The organism is uncultured Jatrophihabitans sp. (assembly GCF_964252635.1).
In the GTDB taxonomy this organism is placed as follows: Bacteria; Actinomycetota; Actinomycetes; order Mycobacteriales; family Jatrophihabitantaceae; genus Jatrophihabitans.
In genome coordinates, this window is the sequence record NZ_CAXUNP010000033.1 from 1 (window position 1) to 18,492 (window position 18,492).

The following is an 18,492-nucleotide window of genomic DNA, read 5'->3' on the forward strand; positions in this document are numbered from 1 at the left end:
GACATCACCTCGGTGCAGTACCAGAACGCCAACAACTCCGTCCGCGTCAGCGACGAGTTCATGCGCGCGGTCGACGAGGGCTCGGACTTCGGGCTGCGGGCACGCAGCGACCACCAGGTCATCGAGACCATCGACGCCAAGGGCCTGTTCCGGCAGGTCGCGCAGGCCGCGTGGGAGTGCGCCGACCCGGGCATCCAGTACGACGACACGATCAACGACTGGCACACCAACCCCGAGACCGGCCGCATCAACGCGTCCAACCCCTGCTCGGAGTACATGAGCCTGGACAACACGTCCTGCAACCTGGCCTCGCTGAACCTGATGACCTTCCTCGAGAAGGACAACAGCTTCGCCAGTGAGCGGTTCGTCAAGGCCGTCGAGCTGATCATCACCGCGATGGACATCTCGATCTGCTTCGCCGACTTCCCGACCGAGGCGATCGGTGCGAACACCCGCGACTACCGCCAGCTGGGCATCGGCTACGCCAACCTGGGCGCGCTGCTCATGGCCACCGGCCTCGCCTACGACTCCGACGGCGGTCGTGCGCTGGCCGCCGCGATCACCTCGCTGATGACCGGTGTCGCCTACCGTCGATCCGCCGAGCTGGCGGGCGTCGTCGGCCCGTACGAGGGTTACGCCCGCAACGCCACCGCCCACGCCCGCGTCATGCGCAAGCACGCCGCCGCCAACGACTCGGTGCGTTCGCTGCACCAGAACGACCGCGACGTCCTGAGCCTGGCCACCGCCGAGTGGACCAAGGGCAACAAGATCGGCGAGCGCAACGGCTGGCGCAACGCGCAGGCCTCGGTGCTCGCGCCGACCGGCACCATCGGGCTGATGATGGACTGCGACACCACGGGCGTCGAGCCCGACCTCGCGCTGGTGAAGTTCAAGAAGCTCGTCGGCGGCGGGTCGATGCAGATCGTCAACCAGACCGTGCCGCGTGCGCTGCGCCTGCTGGGCTACCAGGAGGAGTCGGTCGAGGCGATCGTCGAGTACATCGCCGAGCACGGCCACGTCATCGACGCGCCGGGCCTGCGCACCGAGCACTACGAGGTGTTCGACTGCGCGATGGGCGCCCGCCCGATCAAGGCCATGGGGCACGTGCGGATGATGGCGGCGGTCCAGCCGTTCCTGTCCGGTGCGATCTCCAAGACGGTCAACCTGCCCGAGACGGCCACCGTCGAGGACATCGAGGACGTCTACTTCCAGGGCTGGAAGCTCGGCCTCAAGGCGCTGGCCGTCTACCGCGACAACTGCAAGGTGGGCCAGCCCCTGTCGGCCGGCAGCTCGGCGAAGGCGTCCGGTTCGACCGAGGCCGCCGAGGTCGAGAAGGTGGTTTACAAGCCCACCCGAAAGCGGCTGCCGAAGTCGCGCCCGTCGTCGACCACCTCGTTCACCGTGGGTGGCGCCGAGGGCTACATGACAGCGGGCTCCTACCCGGAGGGCGGGCTCGGCGAGGTCTTCCTCAAGCTCGGCAAGCAGGGTTCGACGCTCGCCGGCGTCATGGACGCGTTCTCGATCGCCATCTCGATCGCGCTGCAGTACGGCGTGCCGCTCGAGACCTACGTGCAGAAGTTCACCAACATGCGCTTCGAGCCCGCCGGCCTGACCGACGACTCGGACGTGCGGATGGCGCAGTCGATCCTCGACTACATCTTCCGTCGCCTGGCGCTGGACCACCTGGACTTCGACACCCGGTCCTCGCTCGGCATCCACACCGCCGACGAGCGGACCCGTCAGCTCGAGACGGGCTCCTACGCCCAGCCCGAGGGGGAGAGCGAGCTCGACCTCGAGGCGCTGGCCCAGTCCGCGCCGGTCACCAAGGCGACCGACGTCGTGGACGAGAACGACGCGGCCGAGCTGCCCGCTCCCGCGGGTGCGCACAGCTCGACCGAACTGCTCGAGATGATCACCGGTAGCTCCGCCGACGCGCCGCTGTGCATGAACTGCGGCACCAAGATGCGCCCGGCCGGCAGCTGCTTCGTCTGCGAGGGCTGCGGCAGCACCAGCGGCTGCAGCTGAAATCAACCGACGTTGCCGTGTCCCTGCGGCGGCCTGGATCCATTCGAACAGGAAAGTGAGAACTCCCTCGAACTAACCAAGATGCGGTGTCCCCTTATGGGCTAGCTCCCAACAGTGGGACACCGCATCTCCGGGGTCGAACTTGGCTGGGCCAGTCGCCGACTGGCCCGCGAACCTCCGTCAACGACCCCAGGTGGATGAGGAACATCGTGATTCGCCAGACCCAGCACTCAAACCAGGGCGACGACGTCCCGGCGCTGGATGCTGCCTCGAGCGACGGCGCTGATCCGATCCGACTCATCCCCGACCTTGACCGGCCCGGCCTCCCGTGTGGGGAGCCGGGCCGACCTCACGTCTGGCACCTGTCGAGCGCTATCCGCTCGCGTGTCGCGGCCTGCGTCGTCGCATCGCACTGGCCCACGAAGCTCTCGCCGACGGTTCAGCGTCGGTGCGAGGTGGTCAACTGCACGCGGGTCATCGAGGCCCAGACAAGAACTCGAGGCCCGGTCCTGGCAGACCGGGCCTCGAGGGCACCGACCGAGTGGCCGAGTGCGGGGCGTTCACCCGTATCTGACCACCCCCGGTGCCGGCTTGTCCATACGGCATCAGGGGCGGGGGTGAAGAGAGAGATGACCAAGAGGAACACCAGGCAGACAAGCGCGAAGGCTGCGTCGGCTGCCAGCAAGGTGCTGAGCAACCCGAAGGTGGGCAAGGCCGCGAAGTCGGCTGCCGCCAGCGCGTTGTCGCAGACGCCGAAGCGGAAGTGATTCTCGGCGGCCCTCCCTACGGGGAGGGCCGCCACTCGGCCGTGCTGACCGGCACGACCTCTCTTCAACCTCTAGGAGGCCGCCATGGCGCGGACCGTGGACAGCTCGTTCACCAAGCTGGACGAAAACCTCAACCTCGACCCGTTCGTGCGCCTGAAGGCGCAGAACATCCACAACACCATCCGCGACGACCTCGCAAAGGCGGGGCTTATCGCGGGCAGTTTCCTCCAGGGCTCAATCGCCCGCAAGACAATGCTGAAGCCCCTGAAGGACATCGACATCGTGTGCCTGCTCCCGCTGCACATGTGGGAGCAGCTGCGCGGACCCGACGGCCCGGGTAAGGCCATGAAGTCGTTCAAGGCGCCCATCCTGGAGCGCTGGCCGGGGGCCCAGTTCGACGTCGGCGACGAGCCGGCCGGGAAGGCGCTGCGGGTGACCCTCCCGGACGTCGACTTCACTATCGACCTCGTGCCCGCGTTCGACTACGAGGGCGACTACGTCCTCATCGGGGACCGGTTCGAGCGCACCTGGGAGCCGAGCAACACTCGCATCCAGCTCAAGCGCGTCTCCGACCGGACCAAGGCCACCGGCGGACGGTTCGTGCACCAGGTGCGCGAGGCCAAGGAACTGACGAAGCACCACGACGAACTCGAGTTCGTCACCGGGATCGTGGTGGAGTCCCTGGCCTACGCGGCCATCACCCACCAGCTGCCGGACAAGGTCGCGATCGCCCTCATCCTCGACCACGCCAAGGAGGCCGTGAAGGGGCCGGTCCTCGAGCCGGCCGGCGAGGACGACGTCAGCGCGAAGTGGACATACGAGGAGCGGCAGACCGCAATACGCGTGTACGCCCAGGCCTCGAAGAAGGCAGCAGAGGCGCTCGCCTTTGAGCGCGCGGGAGACATGTACGCCGCAATCGACGTGTGGCACTCGCTCTTCGGCGACTCCTTCCCAGCAGCTCCGCACCGGTCGGTCCAGAACACGCTCACCGCGCTCGCGGCCGGCAGCCTGAGTACCACCGGTCGGCCGAGCACCACCCAGGTGGGGCAGCAGGCCTCCGCGCCCGGCCGCTCGTGGTCGACCAGCCGCCACCCAATGACTAGCGGGGCGACGGTGTTCGGGAACCCCCGCGCCTGATGCTCGCACTCAAGGATGTTCTGGAGGACCCGGCGCGCTTGCGTCGGGTCCTCCGGAACGAACTCTTCGGCATCACTGTCGACCGCCTTCTCGAAGCCCGGCGCGGCGGGGTCGTCCTCGACATGGCATGCACCCCGCTGCCCGAGCTCGAGGTCGCCGGATACCAGCATGAGCGAGCCCGCATCGCCATCTGGCCCAGCGGCGCTGTCTACTCCTACCCGCTCGGCCCTGCACGCACCTGGCACCACCGCTACCCGTCGCCGCTCGGCCCGGAGTTTGGCCACCTCGCTGGGGAGCTCTGCCTGTGGTACCCGAAGGACCCGCGGTACCTGCGCTGGGAGTGGGACGATGGTCTCGAGCAGTACGTGACTCGGGTCTACCGGCACCTCTTTTACGAGGAGTACTACCGTCGCGAAGGCCAGTGGCCGGTCGAGGACGCTCCCCACGACTATCCCGTCACCGGAGGTGCGCACCCGATCTGCAGCGCCTTCATGCGCAAGGAGGAGCGCCGATGGGCGTCCTGACTGTCCACCTACTCGCCACTGCAGCCGCCAACTTCGTTGCTCGGACCGGGGAGGAGCCAGCGGCGCCAGTCAGCGACGACAACTCGACGAGCGTGTGGCTCGTCGTGGCCATCACGCTGCTCGGGTCGTCGGTCGTCGCCGGGCTCGTGACGAGCGTCCTCGGGAACCTGCGAGCCGCCGCGACCGCTCGGCGCGAGGGCTACGCGAACGCGGTCCGCTCGCTCATCGCGCGCGGTGAGTACCCGTACCGCGTCCGGCGCAGGGCCTCCGACGAAGCTGACGTCCTGTCTGCGCTGGTCGAGCGCGGCCACGACCTGCAGGAGCAGCTCGCGGCCTGCCGGACCTGGGTTGCCTCCGAACACCGCGTTCTGGGTCAACTCTTCGAGGCGGCACTGACCGCGATCGACATTACGGTGGGACCGGCCATCAAGGACGCGTGGGACAACCCACCCATCTCGTCGGCCGCGGGGATGAACCTCAACGGCTGGGGGCCAGGCGACCAATGGCCGCACGTCGCCAAGCTGGAGAACGCGATCGCCTACCGGTTCGGTCGGCGCCGTCTCGTTCCCTCGCGGGTGTGGAGCCACTGGGTCTGAGCCCTGCCGCCGGCACGGCGCACGAGCGCGACACGCCGACGCGCAACCAACCAAGAACGCTGTCCCCCAGAGCTAGTCCCCAGTGGGACAGCGTTCTTCATGGTCAAGCAGGATTCCGAGAGGATTCGGGTGACGTGATCAAGGTGAGCGTCCACGAGTCGAAGTCGTGCGACCCGGCGGTCATCTCGCGGCTGCTCGATGACGACCCGCTGCCGACGAGGCACGAGGACGACGTCCCCAGGGGGCCGTTCCTGACGCTGGACGGTCGGGTTTACCGGCCGACGAGTGACTTGTTGCAGAGCTACGCCGGCGCGTGGGCTGAGTCCGGTACCGCTCGCCGCTACGCCTCGGACCTAAGGGGCTGGCTGGCTTCGTCCGCGCCTTCCGCAGCGCGCGCGAACGCGGCCAGCTGCGCGCCGACCTCGCGCCGGACGTCCTGGTTGATCAGCTCTGGGGTGCCTGCTACCACCGTCTCCTCGTCCTCGACGAGCCTCTCGACGACCGCCTCGTCGACCAGCTCGTCACGAATGCGTTCCGCGGCGCCCGCGCCGAGCCGCAGCCGACGACGCGGCGCACTGCCGGCCGGGGCCGGAACGGGTGAGCCGCCCGCCGGTGGCGGCCGGTGCACGTAGCCCGGCCTCCGAGTCCGGCGGTCGCCCGCTCGGGAGGTGTGCCATCCTGAGCCGGCCATGCCCACGCCCGCTGCCGTCCGTCTGGTCGTCGCCCTGGTCGTCGGCGCCGTGGCCGGGGTGCTGGTGGCCGTGCTGGTCGGCCCGGCCCTCGCCATCCTGTCGGGTCTCGCCGTCATGGCCACCACGTTCGTGGTCACCGGCGTCGTGGTGCTCTGGCCGATGAGTGCGAGCACCACCCACGACCACGCCCGTCGCGAGAACTTCAAGCCCTTCGTGGACGAACTGGTCGTGGTCGGTGCGGCCGTCGCCAGCCTGGTGGCCATCGTCGTGCTGCTGGTGCTCGGCCACACCGAGCATCGCAAGGCCGCGGCCGCCGTCGGGCTGGCCGGGGTGGCGATGGCCTGGGCGATGCTGCACCTGATGTACGCCGCCCGTTACGCCTACCTCTTCTACGTCGACCCGATCGGCGGCGTCGACTTCAACCAGACCGAACCGCCGGCCTACCGCGACTTCTTCTACTTCAGCTACAACCTGGGCATGACCTACCAGGTCTCGGACACCAACGTCGAGAACTCGGTGGTCCGGGCGGTCGTGCTGCGGCACACGCTGCTGTCCTACGTCTTCGGCACCGGCATCCTTGCCGCTGCCATCAACCTCGTCGTCGGCATCGTCACCAGCTGACCGTCGGACCCGCGCTGTCGGACGGGCCTCAGTCGAGCTCGCGCAACGACGCCCCGGCGATGCGGCGGGCGTCGAGCCGGTTCGCGTCGCGGCCGCTCAGTACCCAATACAGAACCGGCCCGACCAGAGCGGCCGTCGCCCGGTCGAGGACGTCGGCGGACGGCCCCTCGTCACCGCGCCCGGCGGCCAGCACGGCACGGGCGCTGTCGCCGAGCACGTCGGTGCCGGCCAGCAGCTCGGCGACCGCCCGGTCGTGCTGGGCCTCACCCAGCAACGCCCGGTAGGCGGCTCCTGCGTCGGACCGGGACAGGAAGGCGATCAGCGCGTCGACGTACGCGGTGGTGTCGTGCAGGGCATCCCCGGTGACCGGGACGGCCAGCTCCTGGCGGGCATCGATGACGCTCGCCTCGAACAGGATCTCGGCCTTGGTCGACCACCACCGGTAGACGGTCTGCCGCCCCACGCCGGCGCGCTCGGCAATGCCCTTCATCGTCATAGCCGCGTAGCCGACCTCCACCAGCAGGTCGTCGACGGCGTGCAGCACGGCCGAGCGGGCCTGCTCGCTGCGCGGCCGGCCGACGCGGGCGGTTTCGGTCCTCATGACAGCACTGTAGCGAGACGGTGTGCCTCGCAATGCTATCCCCGACACAAACGAGACACCCTGGATCGTTTGTGTTAGATTCGAGGCAGCGTGATTCGAAACAATTGAGACACCGTCTGTGGAGGTACCACCATGCGCGTTTTCGTCACCGGAGCCAGTGGCTGGATCGGATCCGGCACCGTCGCCGAGCTCGTCGCCGCCGGCCACGAGGTGCTGGGCCTGGCCCGCTCCGCCGAGTCCACCGCCCGCGTCGAGGCACTGGGCGCGACCGCCGTGCGCGGCGAACTCGACGACCTCGACTCGTTGCGCCGTGGCGCCGAGGCCTCCGACGCCGTCGTGCACCTGGCCAACAAGCACGACTGGGGCAACCCGGCCGAGTCCGACCGCGCCGAGCGTGCCGCGGTCGAGACCATGCTCACCGCAATCGACGGCACCGACCGCCCGTTCCTGGTCGCCAACGCGTTGTCCGGCCTGGTCACCGGCCGCCCGGCCACCGAGGCCGACGCGTCGCCCGAGGTCGGGCCGGAGGCCGACCGGGGCGGCAGCGAGAACCTGGTCCTCGAGCAGTCCGGTGTCCGCGGCGTCGCCGTCCGGTTCGCACCGTCCGTCCACGGTGCGGGTGACTGGGGCTTCGTCACCTGGCTGGTCGCCGCCGCCCGCAAGCACGGCGTCTCGGGCTACGTAGGCGACGGATCGGCGCAGTGGTCGGCGGTGCACCGCTCGGACGCCGCGCGCCTGATCCGGCTCGGGGTCGATGGCGCACCGGCAGGCACCCGGTTGCACGCGATCGCCGAGACGGCCGTCCTCACCCGCGACATCGCCCAAGCGATCGGGGACAGCCTGGGACTGCCCACGACCTCGATCGACCCGGACGACGCCGGTGAGCACTTCGGCATCGTTGCCGAGTTCTTCGCCAGCACGCTGACGGGCACCAGCGAGACGACCCGCGACCTGCTGTCGTGGAACCCGACCGGCCCCGGGTTGCTCGAGGACATCGTCGGCGGCGCCTACCTGGAGTCGTGAGATGACGTCCGGAACGACGCCGGAGGCGACGGTTCAGACGGCGCACACGGTGCAGACCGACGGCCTGACGGGGCAAGTGGACGGGGCGATGCCGCGCCCGGTCCGCCAGAGCCTGGTGCTGGCCTGTATCTGCGCCTGCACCGTCCTCGTCGTCGGCTTCGTCGCTGCGATCAACCTGGCCGTACCGAAACTCGCGGCCAGTGGACTGGACCCGTCGTCGTCGCAGCTGCTGTGGATCGTCGACGCCTACGTCGTGCTCTTCGCCTGCCTGGTGATCCCCGCTGGGGCCCTCGGTGACCGGTACGGCCGCAAGGGCGTCCTCCTCGCCGGCCTGACCGTCTTCGCCGTCGGCGCCGTGGTGTCGGCGCTCGCTGCGAACGTTCCGGTGATGCTGGCCGGCCGGGCCGTCACCGGCATCGGCGCGGCCGGGGTCCTGCCGAACGGGCTCGCGGTGCTCGTGCACGCCACCGTTCCGCGCCGGCGCCCGCACGCGATCGCCGTCTGGGCCGCGATGTCCGGCGTCGGCGGCGTGATCGGCAACGTCGGGGGAGGCGCGTTGCTGTCCATCGGGTCGTGGCGGTGGCTGTTCGCCGCCGTGGCACCGGTGGCCGCGCTCTGCGCGGTGTGGGTCGCCCGGACGGCGCCGCGCAGCGAGCGTCACCAGCGAGCCCTGGACCCGGTCTCCGCGCTGTTGCTGACGCTGGCCACGCTGGCCCTGCTCGTCGGCATCATCCAGGGGCCCGAGCAGGGCTGGGGAAGCGTGGTCGTCGTCGCGGCCTTCGCGGTCTCCGCCGCGCTGTTCACGACTTGGGTGCTCGGCGCGCTGCGGGCCCCGGAGCCGCTGCTGGATCCGCGGCTGTTCCGTATCCCGGCCCTGCGCGCCGCCTGCCTAGGCATGCTCGTCGTGTTCTTTGGCATGTTCGGCCTGTTCTTCCTCAACGCCTCGCTGCTGCAGTACGGCCGCGGCTTCGGCGTGCTGCAGGCCGGGCTCGGCATCGTGCCGTTGACCGTCCCGCTCCTCGTCGGCGCCCGTCGCGTCCCCGCCCTGGTCGCCCGCATCGGTCAACCCGCGGTCCTCGCGGCTGCGTTCGTCGTCACTGCGGCCGGGCTGTGGGGCCTCGCGACGGCCATCGACGATCCCTACGCCGTCTACGCGCTCTGGCTCGTCGTCATCGGCGGCGGGATCACCCTGGCCCTGCCGTCGCTGACCATCGCGATCTCCGCCGCGCTGCCCCGCGAGCAGGCCGGGGTCGCGGGCGGGTTGCAGGCGACGACGCGTGAGCTCGGCAGCGCGCTGGGCGTGGCCGTCGTCGGCACGCTGTTGACGGCGCAGTTCGTGCACCACCTCTCGGGTCGCGTCGGCGGGCGAGTGCCGCACACCGTCGCTGCGGCACTCGCGACCGATCCCGGGCGCCACCCGGCCGTGATCGGCTCCTACACCGCCGCGGCCGGGACCGCCCTGAAGATCGTGTCGGTCATCGTGCTGGTGGCCGGGGCAGCCGTCGTGGTCGAGACGGTGTGGGCGGCGCGGCGGGCTCGGCGCAGGCACCCCGACGCCCCGGCGTGAGGGAACACCGGCCTCCCCGGTGTCGTTGCAACTGTTGCGTGCCAGGCCTGCCACGACGAGCCTGGACGCACGAGCGAGGAGGCGTGCGATGAGCACCGAGCGTGCAGTACTGGCCGGCGGATGTTTCTGGGGGATGCAGGACCTGATCCGCAAGCAGCCGGGGATCGTCTCGACCCGCGTGGGCTACAGCGGCGGCGACGTCCCCAACGCGACGTACCGCAACCACGGCAACCACGCCGAGGCGGTCGAGATCGTGTTCGATCCGAGCCTGACGAGCTACCGCGAGGTGCTCGAGTTCTTCTTCCAGATCCACGACCCGTCGACGCGCAACCGGCAGGGCAACGACGTCGGGGCGAGCTATCGCTCGGCGATCTACTACACCAGCGACGAGCAGAAGCGCGTCGCGCTGGACACGATCGCCGACGTCGACGCCTCCGGCCTGTGGCCGGGCAAGGTCGTCACGGAGGTCGAGCCGGTGGGTGACTTCTGGGAGGCCGAGCCCGAGCACCAGGACTACCTGCAGCGGCTGCCGTGGGGCTACACCTGCCACTTCCCGCGTGCGGAGTGGCGTCTGCCCCGGCGCGCCGAGGCCACCGTCAGCTGACCCACATCTGAACCACGACCCGCGTCCGAGCGGCCTACCCGGCCGCCGGGCGCGGGTCGAGCTGTGTCCCGGCCCGCTGAGGCGCCATCGACGGCCGCAGGGTGAACGCCCAGATCACGAGACCCACCAACGGCAGGGCGGCCGCGAACCAGCACACACCCGTCCAGCCGTACGCATCGTGCAGCAGGCCGGCCACCGCCGAGCTGATCGCACCGCTGACGAACACCGTCGTCATGTAGACGGTGTTGATCCGCGCGCGGGCCGTGGGCCGCAGCGCGTAGATCTCCTGCTGGCCCATCACCTGGTGGCACTGCACGGCCAGGTCGAGCAGCACGCCGCCCAGGGCGAGCAGGATCACGCTGGAGTGCCCGGCGCCGGCCAGCGCCACCGCGCCCGCGGCCAGCACGAGCATGACACCGCTGCCGGAGCGGCCGTGCCCGCGGTCGGCGAGCCAGCCGCCGATCGGAGCGGCCGTGGCCCCGCCGGCACCGATGAGCGCGAACAGCGCGATCTGGGTCTGCGACAGGCCGTGCTCGTCGATGAGCTCGTAGGCGATGGCCGTCCAGAACGCGGTGAACGCCCCGAACATCGTGCCCTGGCACAGCGCCCGGGCGCGCAGGATCGGTTCGTGACGGACGAGCTCGCCCACGGAGGCGAGCAGCGAGCGGTAGCCCGTGGTGTGGTCCGGGCGACGGGCCGGCAGCACGCGGTGCAGCAGCACCACGAGGACGACCATGAGCACGGCCGAGACCACGTAGATCGCTCGCCAGCCCAGCCACCCGGCGAGCAGGCTCGACACGGTGCGGGCCAGCAGGATGCCGAGCAGCAGCCCGCTCATGACCCGGCCGACCAGCCGCCCGCTCTGCTCCGGCGGGGCGAGGTGCGCCGCCACCGGCACCAGGATCTGCGCGACCACCGACGTGAGGCCGACGAGCACCGACGCAGCGACGAAGACCCCGAAGTCCGGCGAGACGGCCGCGATCACGAGCGCGACCGCGGTCCCGAGCAGCACCCGCGTCACCAGGGTGCGGTTCTCGACCAGGTCGCCGAGCGGCAGCACGAACAGCAGCCCGAGGGCATAGCCGACCTGGGTCAGCGTCACCACGAGGGTGGCCGTGCCCTGGCTGACGTGGAAGTCGCGCGCGATCAGTTCCAGCAGCGGCTGGGAGTAGTACAGGTTGGCGACGGTCAGGCCGCAGGCGACGGCGAGGGTGATGGTGACGACCTGCAGCGACGCCGCAGGTCTGGGACGGGCGGCGGCGTCGGTGATCACTGCGACCACGGTACGGCGGGGCAGGGGAGGAGCGGCCGTCCGGCTGGTTGACTTGTGACCATGAGCGCTCCCGCCCCGCTGCGTGCCTGGCACGAGGTCGCCGACTCCCGCGATCCCACCCTGCTGGCCGGCCTGCTCGCCGACCACGCCGTGTTCCGCTCGCCCGCGGTGTACCAGCCGCAAGAGGGCAAGGAGGTCACGACGGTGTACCTCAGCGCCGCGCTGGTCGTGCTCGGGCCGACCCTGCGCTACGTCGGGGAATGGCACAACGAGCGCAGCGCCGTGCTGGAGTTCGAGGCCGACCTCGACGGCACCTTCGTCCAGGGCGTCGACATGCTGCGCTGGGGCGACGACGGAAGGATCACGGAGTTCACGGTGATGGTGCGGCCGTTGCGAGGGCTGCAAGCGCTCATCGAGCGCATGGCGGCGCAGCTGGGTGCGACCGGTGCCTGACGCCTGGTGCGTGGTCCGTGTTACCCGTGAGTAACTCTGAGGCGACGGGCCGGCTTCGTATCACTACAGTGACCCGATGGTGAGCCGGCTCTGATGGCGGGACAGCGGCGAGGGGAGCGGGTCTAGCGCAGTGGACCACAAGACCGTCGTCGACCTCATCACGATCCCGCTGTTCACCGGCATCATGGGCTACATCACGAACTGGACCGGCGTCCTGATGCTGTTCCGGCCCATCCGTTTCCACGGCATCCGCGTCCCCGGCCTGCGGATCCTGTTCCCGGTGCTGCCGCGCAAGGTGCGGGTGCTGCCGCTGTTCCGCTACGACGGGCGGATCGGCTGGCAGGGGATCGTCCCGTCGCGCGCCGACAAGATGGCCAGCATCAGCATGGACAAGGGCCTGGCCAAGATCGGCAGCGCCAGCGACTTCTACCGTGAGCTGGAGCCGGACAAGATCGCCGCGCACCTCGCGACCGTCGCCCAGAACGAGATCCGCGACGTCGTCGAGCAGATCATGCAACAGGAGAACCCTCAGCTGTGGCACGACCTGCCGCCGGTCATCAAGGAGGCGGTGTTCGCCCGCGTGCGGGCCCAGCTGCCGGGCATCGTCCGCAACATCACCGACGAGATCGGCGAGAACGTCGACCAGCTTCTCGACGCCAAGATGATGGTGATCAGCTACTTCGGGCGCAATCCCGAGCTGCTCAACGAGCTGTTCCTGATCATGGGCAAGAAGGAACTGAAGTTCATGCAGCGCTTCGGGCTGTACTTCGGTCTCCCGATGGGTGTCGTGCTGTTCGGCATCCTGCAGGTTCTGCCTCAGTGGTGGGTCCTGCCCGTCGGTGGCGTCATCATCGGGTGGGTCGCCAACTACATCGGCATCGAGATGATCTTCGAGCCGGTGCGGTACAAGAAGTGGCTGCCGTGGCACCAGGGCCTGCTGCTCAAGCGCAAGGGCGAGGTCACCGAGCTCTACTCGAAGATGATCTCGGAGAAGGTGATCACGCTGCAGAACATCGGCAACGAGCTGCTCACCGGGCCGCGCAGCGACCGCACCCTCAAGTTGCTGGAGGACTCGCTGCGCCCCGCCGTCGACCGCGCCGTGGGACCGGCCCGCGCCGCGGTGCGGATCGCCATCGGCTCGACCGAGTACGACAACATCAAGGCCTCGGTGGCCACCGAGGCCACCGGGTTCGCCCCGATCGCCTTCAACGACGCGGAGTTCAGCCGCCAGCAGTCCTCACGCATCTACACCTTCATCTCCGAGCAGATGAAGCGGATGGGGCCCGAGGACTTCACCGAGATGCTCCGGTCGGCGATCAAGCAGGACGAGTGGCTACTGTTCTTCCACGGCGGCGCGCTGGGACTGTTCGCCGGACTGCTGCACCTCGCCATCTTCGGAGTCTGACTGCCATGGCCGACAACCGGGTCGAGAGCCTGGCCGACAACATCGTGCACGGCGTCGTGGACGCCGCGAAGGCCGTCACCCGTCGCCCGCAGCCCGGGCCGGTGATCGGACCGGACGGTGTCTCGCGACCGCGTCGCCGCCCGATGCCCGGGCCGCCGGTGCTGCGGGCGGCCCCGGAGGTCGCCCGGGTGGCCGCCGCGTCCGCGTGGCAGCTCATGAGCTGGTCGGTCGGGGCCACCATCGCCGGGGCCAACTACGTCTCCAAGCGCGCGGTGGCGGGCGAGCCGGCCACCGCGATCCTGCAGGAGGCCGCGTCCGATCTGCGGAGCATGGCGTGGAAGGCGCTGGGTCTGCCGGCGGGCGCCGCCCCCGCAGCCGCGACGCCGCCGCCTGAGCGGCCCGACGCGCGCGGCGCGTCGGTGCTGGATTTGCAGCGTCGCGGTACCGACCTGCTGCGCCGTTCCAACGACGTCCACGTCGTCGAGGACACCCACCCGGCGTTCGCCCGCATCCTCGCCGACATCACCCCGGACGAGGCGCGCATCCTGCGCTACGTCTACCTCGAGGGGCCGCAGCCGGCCATCGACATCCGCACCTACCGGCCGTTCGGGATCGGCTCCGAACTCGTGGCCAGCGGGATGAACATGATCGCCGAGCACGCCGGGCTGCGGAACGTCGACCGCATCGATCTCTACCTCACCAACCTCGGCCGGCTGGGCATGCTCGAGTTCTCCGAGGAACCGGTGAAGAACCCCACCCGGTACCAGGTCATCGAGGCCCAGCCCAAGGTGGCGTCGGCGATGCAGTCCGCCGGTCGGATGCCGCGTATCGTCCAGCGCAGCGTCATCCTGACCTCCTTCGGCGAGGAGTTCGTGCGGACCTGCCTGCCGCTGAACGGCAAGGCGGCGACGGGTCGCGACGGCCGGCCTGTCCGGGGCCGCGACCGCATGACCGCCATCGAGGAGCGGACGGGCCGCGACCGCTAGCCCGCCGAACGGCGGCCGTCGGTCCAGTCCTCGTAGCGGATCCGGTCGATCGCGACCAGCTCGCCCAGCCTCGACCACTCGTTGCGGCCCAACCGGGCCAGCGGGTCGACGAGGCGGGCGTCGGGGCGGCCGTCCTCGGCCAGCACCGACGTGTGCGCGGCCAGGTGCACGACCTCACCGAACACCATGACGCACGTGCCGACGACGTGCTCGCCCGACACGCGGCACTCGAAGGCCACCGGGGCGTCGCGCACCCGCGGGGGAGCGACCACGGTGCTCGGTTCGCGCTCGAGCCCGGCCGCGTCGAACTCGCTGAGCGCACCCGGGAAGTCGGTCGCGGTGTCGTTCATGCCGTGCAGCTGGTGCCAGGTCCCGACGTTGAGCACGAACTCGCCCGTGGCGCGGACGTTGGCCAGGGTGTCCTTCGCGCCCACCGACGTGAAGCACAAGGTGGCCGGGTCGGTCCCGGCCACCGTCGTGAACGAGTGCGGTGCGACGTTGTCGACGCCGTCAGCAGAGATGGTCGACACCCAGGCGATCGCGCGCGGGATGATCGAGCAGTTCAACCAGGGGTACATGTCGCGGCCGACGTCGGCGGCGGACAGTTCGAGGCGTTCGGGCACCCGCCCAGCCAAGCAGAGGCCGTGGCAGGGTGTTCGGGTGACCACCCCGTCCCGCACCGGCCTATGACCACGCTGGTCCTCGTCCACGGTCTCTGGCTGGGCGGGTGGAGCTGGGACGGCGTGACCGCGCGGCTCGAGCGCCCGGCGCACGCGGTCGAGCTGCCGATGCGCACGCCGGCCGGCGACGCCAAGGTGGTGCGTGCCGCGCTGGACGGGATCGACGACGACGTCGTGCTCGTCGGGCACTCCTACGGCGGCGCGGTGGTGACGGCGATCGGCGGCCATCCACGGGTCCGGCACGTGGTCCACCTGGCGGCCTTCCTCCTCGACGAGGGGGAGAGCATCTCCCGCGTGGCCCCGGGGCACGCCGTGCCCGCCACCGGGTTGTCGGATGCCCTGCGGTTCAGCGACGACCGGTCCGAGGTGAGCATCGACGGCGAGCTCGCGCCCGCGATCCTGTGCCAGCACGCCGACGCGACGACGGCGGACGAGGTGCGCCGTCGGCTGCGACCCGTCGCGCGGGCGTTGTTCAGCGACCGGCCGTCCGCGTTCTCGTGGCGGCACGCACCGTCGACCTACGTCGTCTGCACCCACGACCGCACGGTGGCGCCGGACCTGCAGCGGGTCATGGCCGCCCGCGCCACCCGGACGGTCGAGTGGGACAGCGACCACTCGCCGCTGCTCAGCCGACCGGGTGACGTCGCGGAGTTGCTCGACCAGGTGTGAGTCAGGTCCTGGTGACGGTCGGCGGCCCGTCGGGCAGGTGGGCGGTGTCGATGACGTGCATGACGGCGTTGATCAGGGCCAGGTGGGTGAAGGCCTGTGGGAAGTTGCCCAGGTGCGCCCCGGAGTGCACGTCGATCTCCTCCGCGTAGAGCTCGAGCGGCCCGGCGAGTGAGAGCAGGCGTGCGCACAGGCCGCGGGCGCGGGTGTAGTCGCCGATCTCGCACAACGCCGACACCAGCCAGAACGAGCAGATCGTGAACGACCCCTCCTCGCCCGCGAACCCGTCGTCGGTCTCCTCGACGCGGTAGCGCAGCACCATGCCGTGCTCGGTGAGCTCGTCGGCGATGGCGCGGACGGTGTTGACGATCCGCTCGTCGTCGGGCGGCAGGAAGCGCAGCAGCGGGGCGAGCAGCAGCGACGCGTCGAGCGCCTTCGTGCCGTAGTACGCCGTGAACACGCCGCGCTCGTCGACACCGTTGTCGAGGATGTCCTGCTTGATCTCCGCGGCGGCGAGCTCCCACTCGCCGGCCGCGGCGTCCTGGCCGATGACGGCCGCGAGCTTCGCGCCGCGATCGACGGCCACCCAGCACATGATCTTGGAGGACGTGAAGTGCTGCAGCTCGCCACGGACCTCCCAGATGCCGGCGTCCGGTGCGCGCCAGTTCTTCAGGGCCGCCTTGACCTGCTTGGCCAGGATGGGCCAGATGCGGCTGTCGACGTGGTCGGCGGCCTTGCTGTGCAGGTACACCGAATCGAGCAGCGCGCCCCAGACGTCGTGCTGCTGCTGAGTGCTCGCCGCGTTGCCGATGCGCACGGGCTGGGAGTCGGCGTAGCCGGGCAGGTGGTCCAGCGTGTACTCGCTGAGGTCGCGCTCACCACCGATGCCGTACATGATCTGCAGGTCGTCGTCCCGCTCGGCGATGTCGGCGATGAAGCTGAAGAAATCGACGGCCTCCCAGTCGTACCCAAGCGAGTACATGCCCCACAGGGCGAACGTCGCGTCCCGGATCCAGCTGAAGCGGTAGTCGTAGTTGCGGGCTCCGCCGAGGGTCTCCGGCAATGAGGTGCTGCCGGCCGCGCAGATCGCGCCCGTCGGCCCGTAGGTCAGGCCCTTGAGGGTCAGGGCCGACCGCTGCAGGTAGGAGCGCCAGGGGTGGTCGGGGAACCGACCGCGGCCGAGCCAGTGCTGCCAGTGGTGAGCGGTCCACACCTGCCTGCGGTACGCGTCCTCGTAGGTCAGCGGTGGTTCCTTGCGGCCCCAGGACAGCGCGATGTAACGGGTGTCGCCCTCCTTGAGCAGGGTGCGCACGCTCGCCCGGCTGCCCTCGAAACCGAGCCGCATGTCGGTCGTCAGGGTCAGCTCGTGGTCCCAGCCCGGTGCCGTGCCCACACCCTGGTGGTAGAGCAGGTCGCTGTACTGCCAGCGCACCGGGGTCCGGCCGTAGTCGGCGATCGGCTCGCACTCGATGACCGTCTGCACCTCGCCCTTGACGCACCGGATGGTGCGCAGCAGGACGTGCTCGGCCTCGTAGTCGGTGGGGGTGCGGCGCTGGGTGCCCGACAACGCCTCCTCGTGGCGCCACGGGCCCATGATCAGCGCGTCGCGGACGATGATCCACCCCGTGTCGGTGCCCCAGCTCGTCTCCAGCACCATCGTGCCGGGCAGGTAGCGCCGGGCGGCGGGCACGGTGACGTCGGTGGGGGCGACGCGGAAGCTGCCGGCGTGGCGACCCAGGATCGCGCCGAAGATGCTCGGCGAGTCCATCCGCGGCAGGCACATCCAGTCGATGGACCCGCCGGGGGAGACGAGCGCGGTGACCTCGCCGTCGGACAGGAAGCCGTAGTCGCCGATCGGCGTGAGGCGGGTCCCGACGCCGGAACTGGTGCGGTCGCCGTACGCGACGCCACCGGTGGTCTCCATCAGGTGGTCTCCATGGGGCGTTCTCCTCAGGTGGACGGGCTCGAGGGCAGGATGACCCTCTGCGGTGGCCCGCTCAACTCCGGCGCGCGGTCCGTGTCGTGATCGATGCGTTCGTCGCGCCCGAAAAGTCGCGTCGTCACGCGTTCGCCACCCCGGCACAGCAGCCGGGCGACGACCAGGACGGCCACGGCGACGACGCCGTCGGCCCACCAGTGATTGGCCGTGCTGACCACGACCACCACGGTGACGACGGCGTGCAGCGGCCCGAGTACCCGCCACCGGCCCCGGCCGATGCGCCACACGGACCAGCCGACGAGCACTGCCCACGCGACGTGCACCGACGGCATGGCCGAGAGCTCGTCGGCCCCGGAACCGTTGCCGTAGACCGAGTCGCCGTAGCGGGCTGCGGTGTCCACGTAACCCGGCAGCAGACGTGGCGGGGCGACGGGCAGCAACTGGATGAGCAGGCAGATGAACGTGGCCACGGCCAGCACGCGCCGTACCTCGCGGTATCGGTCCCGGTGCCGCACGAACAACCAGACGAGGAAGACGAACAGCACCCCGAAGTGCATCGTCGCGTAGTAGAGGTCGGCGACGTGCGCAGTGGCTCGGTTGTCGACCAGTACCTGCAGGTCCGACTCGCGGGGCAGGTGCAGTGCGTGCTCGGTGCGCTCGATCCATCGGGCCCGTGCGAACGCCCCCTGGGTACCGCGCACCGACAGCGTGCCGGCCAGCTGCCAGAGCGAGTACAGGCCGGCGATGATCGTCGCCTCGCGTGCGAACGGGGCCAGGGTGCGTGCGACAGCCCGGTGTACCAGGCTGCAGACCACGGCGACGGCAGCCAGCGCCAGCGTCAGGACCAGGCCCTGCTGCCAGGTGAGCATCGCGTTGTCCACGCCACCACTATCCCGCGTGGACGAGCAGGTCCCTGCAGGTCGGGTCGCGGTA

Annotated in this window: 18 protein-coding genes and 1 pseudogene; 14 read left to right on the forward strand and 5 right to left on the reverse strand. The window is 70.2% G+C overall.

What is annotated here, in order from left to right; translation table 11 throughout:
- From ACFFCA_RS14215 to ACFFCA_RS14245, 7 genes and pseudogenes are all read left to right on the forward strand, one after another.
- Positions 1 to 2,025: vitamin B12-dependent ribonucleotide reductase (locus ACFFCA_RS14215; protein ID WP_375485879.1), on the forward strand; the 2,025-nt coding region annotated here is incomplete at its 5' end.
- 629 nt (positions 2,026 to 2,654) lie between these two features.
- Entirely contained in the window at positions 2,655 to 2,792 is a 138-nt protein-coding gene (locus ACFFCA_RS14220; protein WP_375485881.1) for a hypothetical protein, read from the forward strand.
- 84 nt (positions 2,793 to 2,876) lie between these two features.
- Complete coding sequence (locus tag ACFFCA_RS14225; RefSeq protein ID WP_375485883.1) at positions 2,877 to 3,929, forward strand: nucleotidyltransferase; 1,053 nt, start codon at positions 2,877 to 2,879, stop codon at positions 3,927 to 3,929.
- Complete coding sequence (locus ACFFCA_RS14230; RefSeq protein ID WP_375485885.1) at positions 3,929 to 4,453, forward strand: hypothetical protein; 525 nt, start codon at positions 3,929 to 3,931, stop codon at positions 4,451 to 4,453. The genes ACFFCA_RS14225 and ACFFCA_RS14230 overlap by 1 nt, the downstream gene beginning before the upstream one ends.
- Positions 4,441 to 5,049: a hypothetical protein gene (locus tag ACFFCA_RS14235; protein ID WP_375485886.1), complete on the forward strand. Its 609-nt coding sequence runs from the start codon at positions 4,441 to 4,443 to the stop codon at positions 5,047 to 5,049. The genes ACFFCA_RS14230 and ACFFCA_RS14235 overlap by 13 nt, the downstream gene beginning before the upstream one ends.
- A 325-nt stretch (positions 5,050 to 5,374) precedes the next feature.
- Positions 5,375 to 5,650 (forward strand): annotated as a pseudogene (locus ACFFCA_RS14240) (TetR-like C-terminal domain-containing protein); the annotation flags it as partial.
- 88 nt (positions 5,651 to 5,738) lie between these two features.
- Entirely contained in the window at positions 5,739 to 6,362 is a 624-nt protein-coding gene (locus ACFFCA_RS14245; RefSeq protein WP_375485888.1) for a DUF1345 domain-containing protein, read from the forward strand.
- Positions 6,363 to 6,390: 28 nt separating this feature from the next.
- Here the strand turns inward: ACFFCA_RS14245 and ACFFCA_RS14250 are convergent, their stop codons facing one another.
- Positions 6,391 to 6,963, reverse strand: coding sequence for a TetR/AcrR family transcriptional regulator (locus ACFFCA_RS14250; RefSeq protein WP_375485890.1), 573 nt, complete (start codon positions 6,961 to 6,963; stop codon positions 6,391 to 6,393).
- A 132-nt stretch (positions 6,964 to 7,095) separates the two neighbouring features.
- On the opposite strand from ACFFCA_RS14250, the gene ACFFCA_RS14255 reads away from it, so the two are divergent.
- The 3 genes from ACFFCA_RS14255 to msrA all read left to right on the forward strand — a co-directional run bounded on the left by ACFFCA_RS14255 (position 7,096) and on the right by msrA (position 10,157).
- Positions 7,096 to 7,986, forward strand: a complete 891-nt coding sequence (locus ACFFCA_RS14255; RefSeq protein ID WP_375485892.1) for an SDR family oxidoreductase — start codon at positions 7,096 to 7,098, stop codon at positions 7,984 to 7,986.
- Positions 7,987 to 8,074: 88 nt separating this feature from the next.
- Positions 8,075 to 9,553, forward strand: coding sequence for an MFS transporter (locus ACFFCA_RS14260; protein ID WP_375485960.1), 1,479 nt, complete (start codon positions 8,075 to 8,077; stop codon positions 9,551 to 9,553).
- Positions 9,554 to 9,641: 88 nt separating this feature from the next.
- Positions 9,642 to 10,157, forward strand: coding sequence for a peptide-methionine (S)-S-oxide reductase MsrA (msrA, locus tag ACFFCA_RS14265; RefSeq protein WP_375485894.1), 516 nt, complete (start codon positions 9,642 to 9,644; stop codon positions 10,155 to 10,157).
- Positions 10,158 to 10,191: 34 nt separating this feature from the next.
- On the opposite strand, the gene ACFFCA_RS14270 is transcribed toward msrA, so the two are convergent.
- Positions 10,192 to 11,430: an MFS transporter gene (locus ACFFCA_RS14270; RefSeq protein WP_375485896.1), complete on the reverse strand. Its 1,239-nt coding sequence runs from the start codon at positions 11,428 to 11,430 to the stop codon at positions 10,192 to 10,194.
- A 60-nt stretch (positions 11,431 to 11,490) separates the two neighbouring features.
- On the opposite strand from ACFFCA_RS14270, the gene ACFFCA_RS14275 reads away from it, so the two are divergent.
- From ACFFCA_RS14275 to ACFFCA_RS14285, 3 genes are all read left to right on the forward strand, one after another.
- Complete coding sequence (locus tag ACFFCA_RS14275; RefSeq protein ID WP_375485898.1) at positions 11,491 to 11,883, forward strand: nuclear transport factor 2 family protein; 393 nt, start codon at positions 11,491 to 11,493, stop codon at positions 11,881 to 11,883.
- Between the two features lie 184 nt (positions 11,884 to 12,067).
- Positions 12,068 to 13,288 carry a hypothetical protein gene (locus tag ACFFCA_RS14280; protein WP_375485962.1) on the forward strand — a complete coding sequence of 407 codons (1,221 nt, stop codon included), beginning with the start codon at positions 12,068 to 12,070 and terminating at the stop codon, positions 13,286 to 13,288.
- 5 nt (positions 13,289 to 13,293) lie between these two features.
- Positions 13,294 to 14,274: an Abi-alpha family protein gene (locus ACFFCA_RS14285; RefSeq protein ID WP_375485900.1), complete on the forward strand. Its 981-nt coding sequence runs from the start codon at positions 13,294 to 13,296 to the stop codon at positions 14,272 to 14,274.
- On the opposite strand, the gene ACFFCA_RS14290 is transcribed toward ACFFCA_RS14285, so the two are convergent.
- On the reverse strand, positions 14,271 to 14,897 hold the full coding sequence (locus ACFFCA_RS14290; RefSeq protein WP_375485901.1) for a flavin reductase family protein: 627 nt from the start codon (positions 14,895 to 14,897) through the stop codon (positions 14,271 to 14,273). The genes ACFFCA_RS14285 and ACFFCA_RS14290 overlap by 4 nt on opposite strands.
- A gap of 63 nt (positions 14,898 to 14,960) precedes the next feature.
- Here ACFFCA_RS14290 and ACFFCA_RS14295 point away from each other — a divergent pair, with 63 nt between their 5' ends.
- Positions 14,961 to 15,623 carry an alpha/beta fold hydrolase gene (locus tag ACFFCA_RS14295; RefSeq protein ID WP_375485903.1) on the forward strand — a complete coding sequence of 221 codons (663 nt, stop codon included), beginning with the start codon at positions 14,961 to 14,963 and terminating at the stop codon, positions 15,621 to 15,623.
- 1 nt (position 15,624) lies between these two features.
- On the opposite strand, the gene ACFFCA_RS14300 is transcribed toward ACFFCA_RS14295, so the two are convergent.
- Positions 15,625 to 17,544: a glycoside hydrolase family 15 protein gene (locus ACFFCA_RS14300; protein WP_375485905.1), complete on the reverse strand. Its 1,920-nt coding sequence runs from the start codon at positions 17,542 to 17,544 to the stop codon at positions 15,625 to 15,627.
- A 26-nt stretch (positions 17,545 to 17,570) separates the two neighbouring features.
- Positions 17,571 to 18,440, reverse strand: coding sequence for a phosphatase PAP2 family protein (locus ACFFCA_RS14305; protein ID WP_375485907.1), 870 nt, complete (start codon positions 18,438 to 18,440; stop codon positions 17,571 to 17,573).
- Positions 18,441 to 18,492: the final 52 nt, after the last annotated feature.

Coding starts and splice junctions, on each gene's coding strand:
- ACFFCA_RS14220 (WP_375485881.1), top strand. CDS start 2,655: ATGACCAAGAGGAACACCAGGCAGACAAGCGCGAAGGCTGCGTCGGCT.
- ACFFCA_RS14225 (WP_375485883.1), top strand. CDS start 2,877: ATGGCGCGGACCGTGGACAGCTCGTTCACCAAGCTGGACGAAAACCTC.
- ACFFCA_RS14230 (WP_375485885.1), top strand. CDS start 3,929: ATGCTCGCACTCAAGGATGTTCTGGAGGACCCGGCGCGCTTGCGTCGG.
- ACFFCA_RS14235 (WP_375485886.1), top strand. CDS start 4,441: ATGGGCGTCCTGACTGTCCACCTACTCGCCACTGCAGCCGCCAACTTC.
- ACFFCA_RS14245 (WP_375485888.1), top strand. CDS start 5,739: ATGCCCACGCCCGCTGCCGTCCGTCTGGTCGTCGCCCTGGTCGTCGGC.
- ACFFCA_RS14250 (WP_375485890.1), bottom strand. CDS start 6,963: ATGAGGACCGAAACCGCCCGCGTCGGCCGGCCGCGCAGCGAGCAGGCC.
- ACFFCA_RS14255 (WP_375485892.1), top strand. CDS start 7,096: ATGCGCGTTTTCGTCACCGGAGCCAGTGGCTGGATCGGATCCGGCACC.
- ACFFCA_RS14260 (WP_375485960.1), top strand. CDS start 8,075: ATGCCGCGCCCGGTCCGCCAGAGCCTGGTGCTGGCCTGTATCTGCGCC.
- msrA (WP_375485894.1), top strand. CDS start 9,642: ATGAGCACCGAGCGTGCAGTACTGGCCGGCGGATGTTTCTGGGGGATG.
- ACFFCA_RS14275 (WP_375485898.1), top strand. CDS start 11,491: ATGAGCGCTCCCGCCCCGCTGCGTGCCTGGCACGAGGTCGCCGACTCC.
- ACFFCA_RS14280 (WP_375485962.1), top strand. CDS start 12,068: ATGGGCTACATCACGAACTGGACCGGCGTCCTGATGCTGTTCCGGCCC.
- ACFFCA_RS14285 (WP_375485900.1), top strand. CDS start 13,294: ATGGCCGACAACCGGGTCGAGAGCCTGGCCGACAACATCGTGCACGGC.
- ACFFCA_RS14295 (WP_375485903.1), top strand. CDS start 14,961: ATGACCACGCTGGTCCTCGTCCACGGTCTCTGGCTGGGCGGGTGGAGC.
- ACFFCA_RS14300 (WP_375485905.1), bottom strand. CDS start 17,544: ATGGAGACCACCGGTGGCGTCGCGTACGGCGACCGCACCAGTTCCGGC.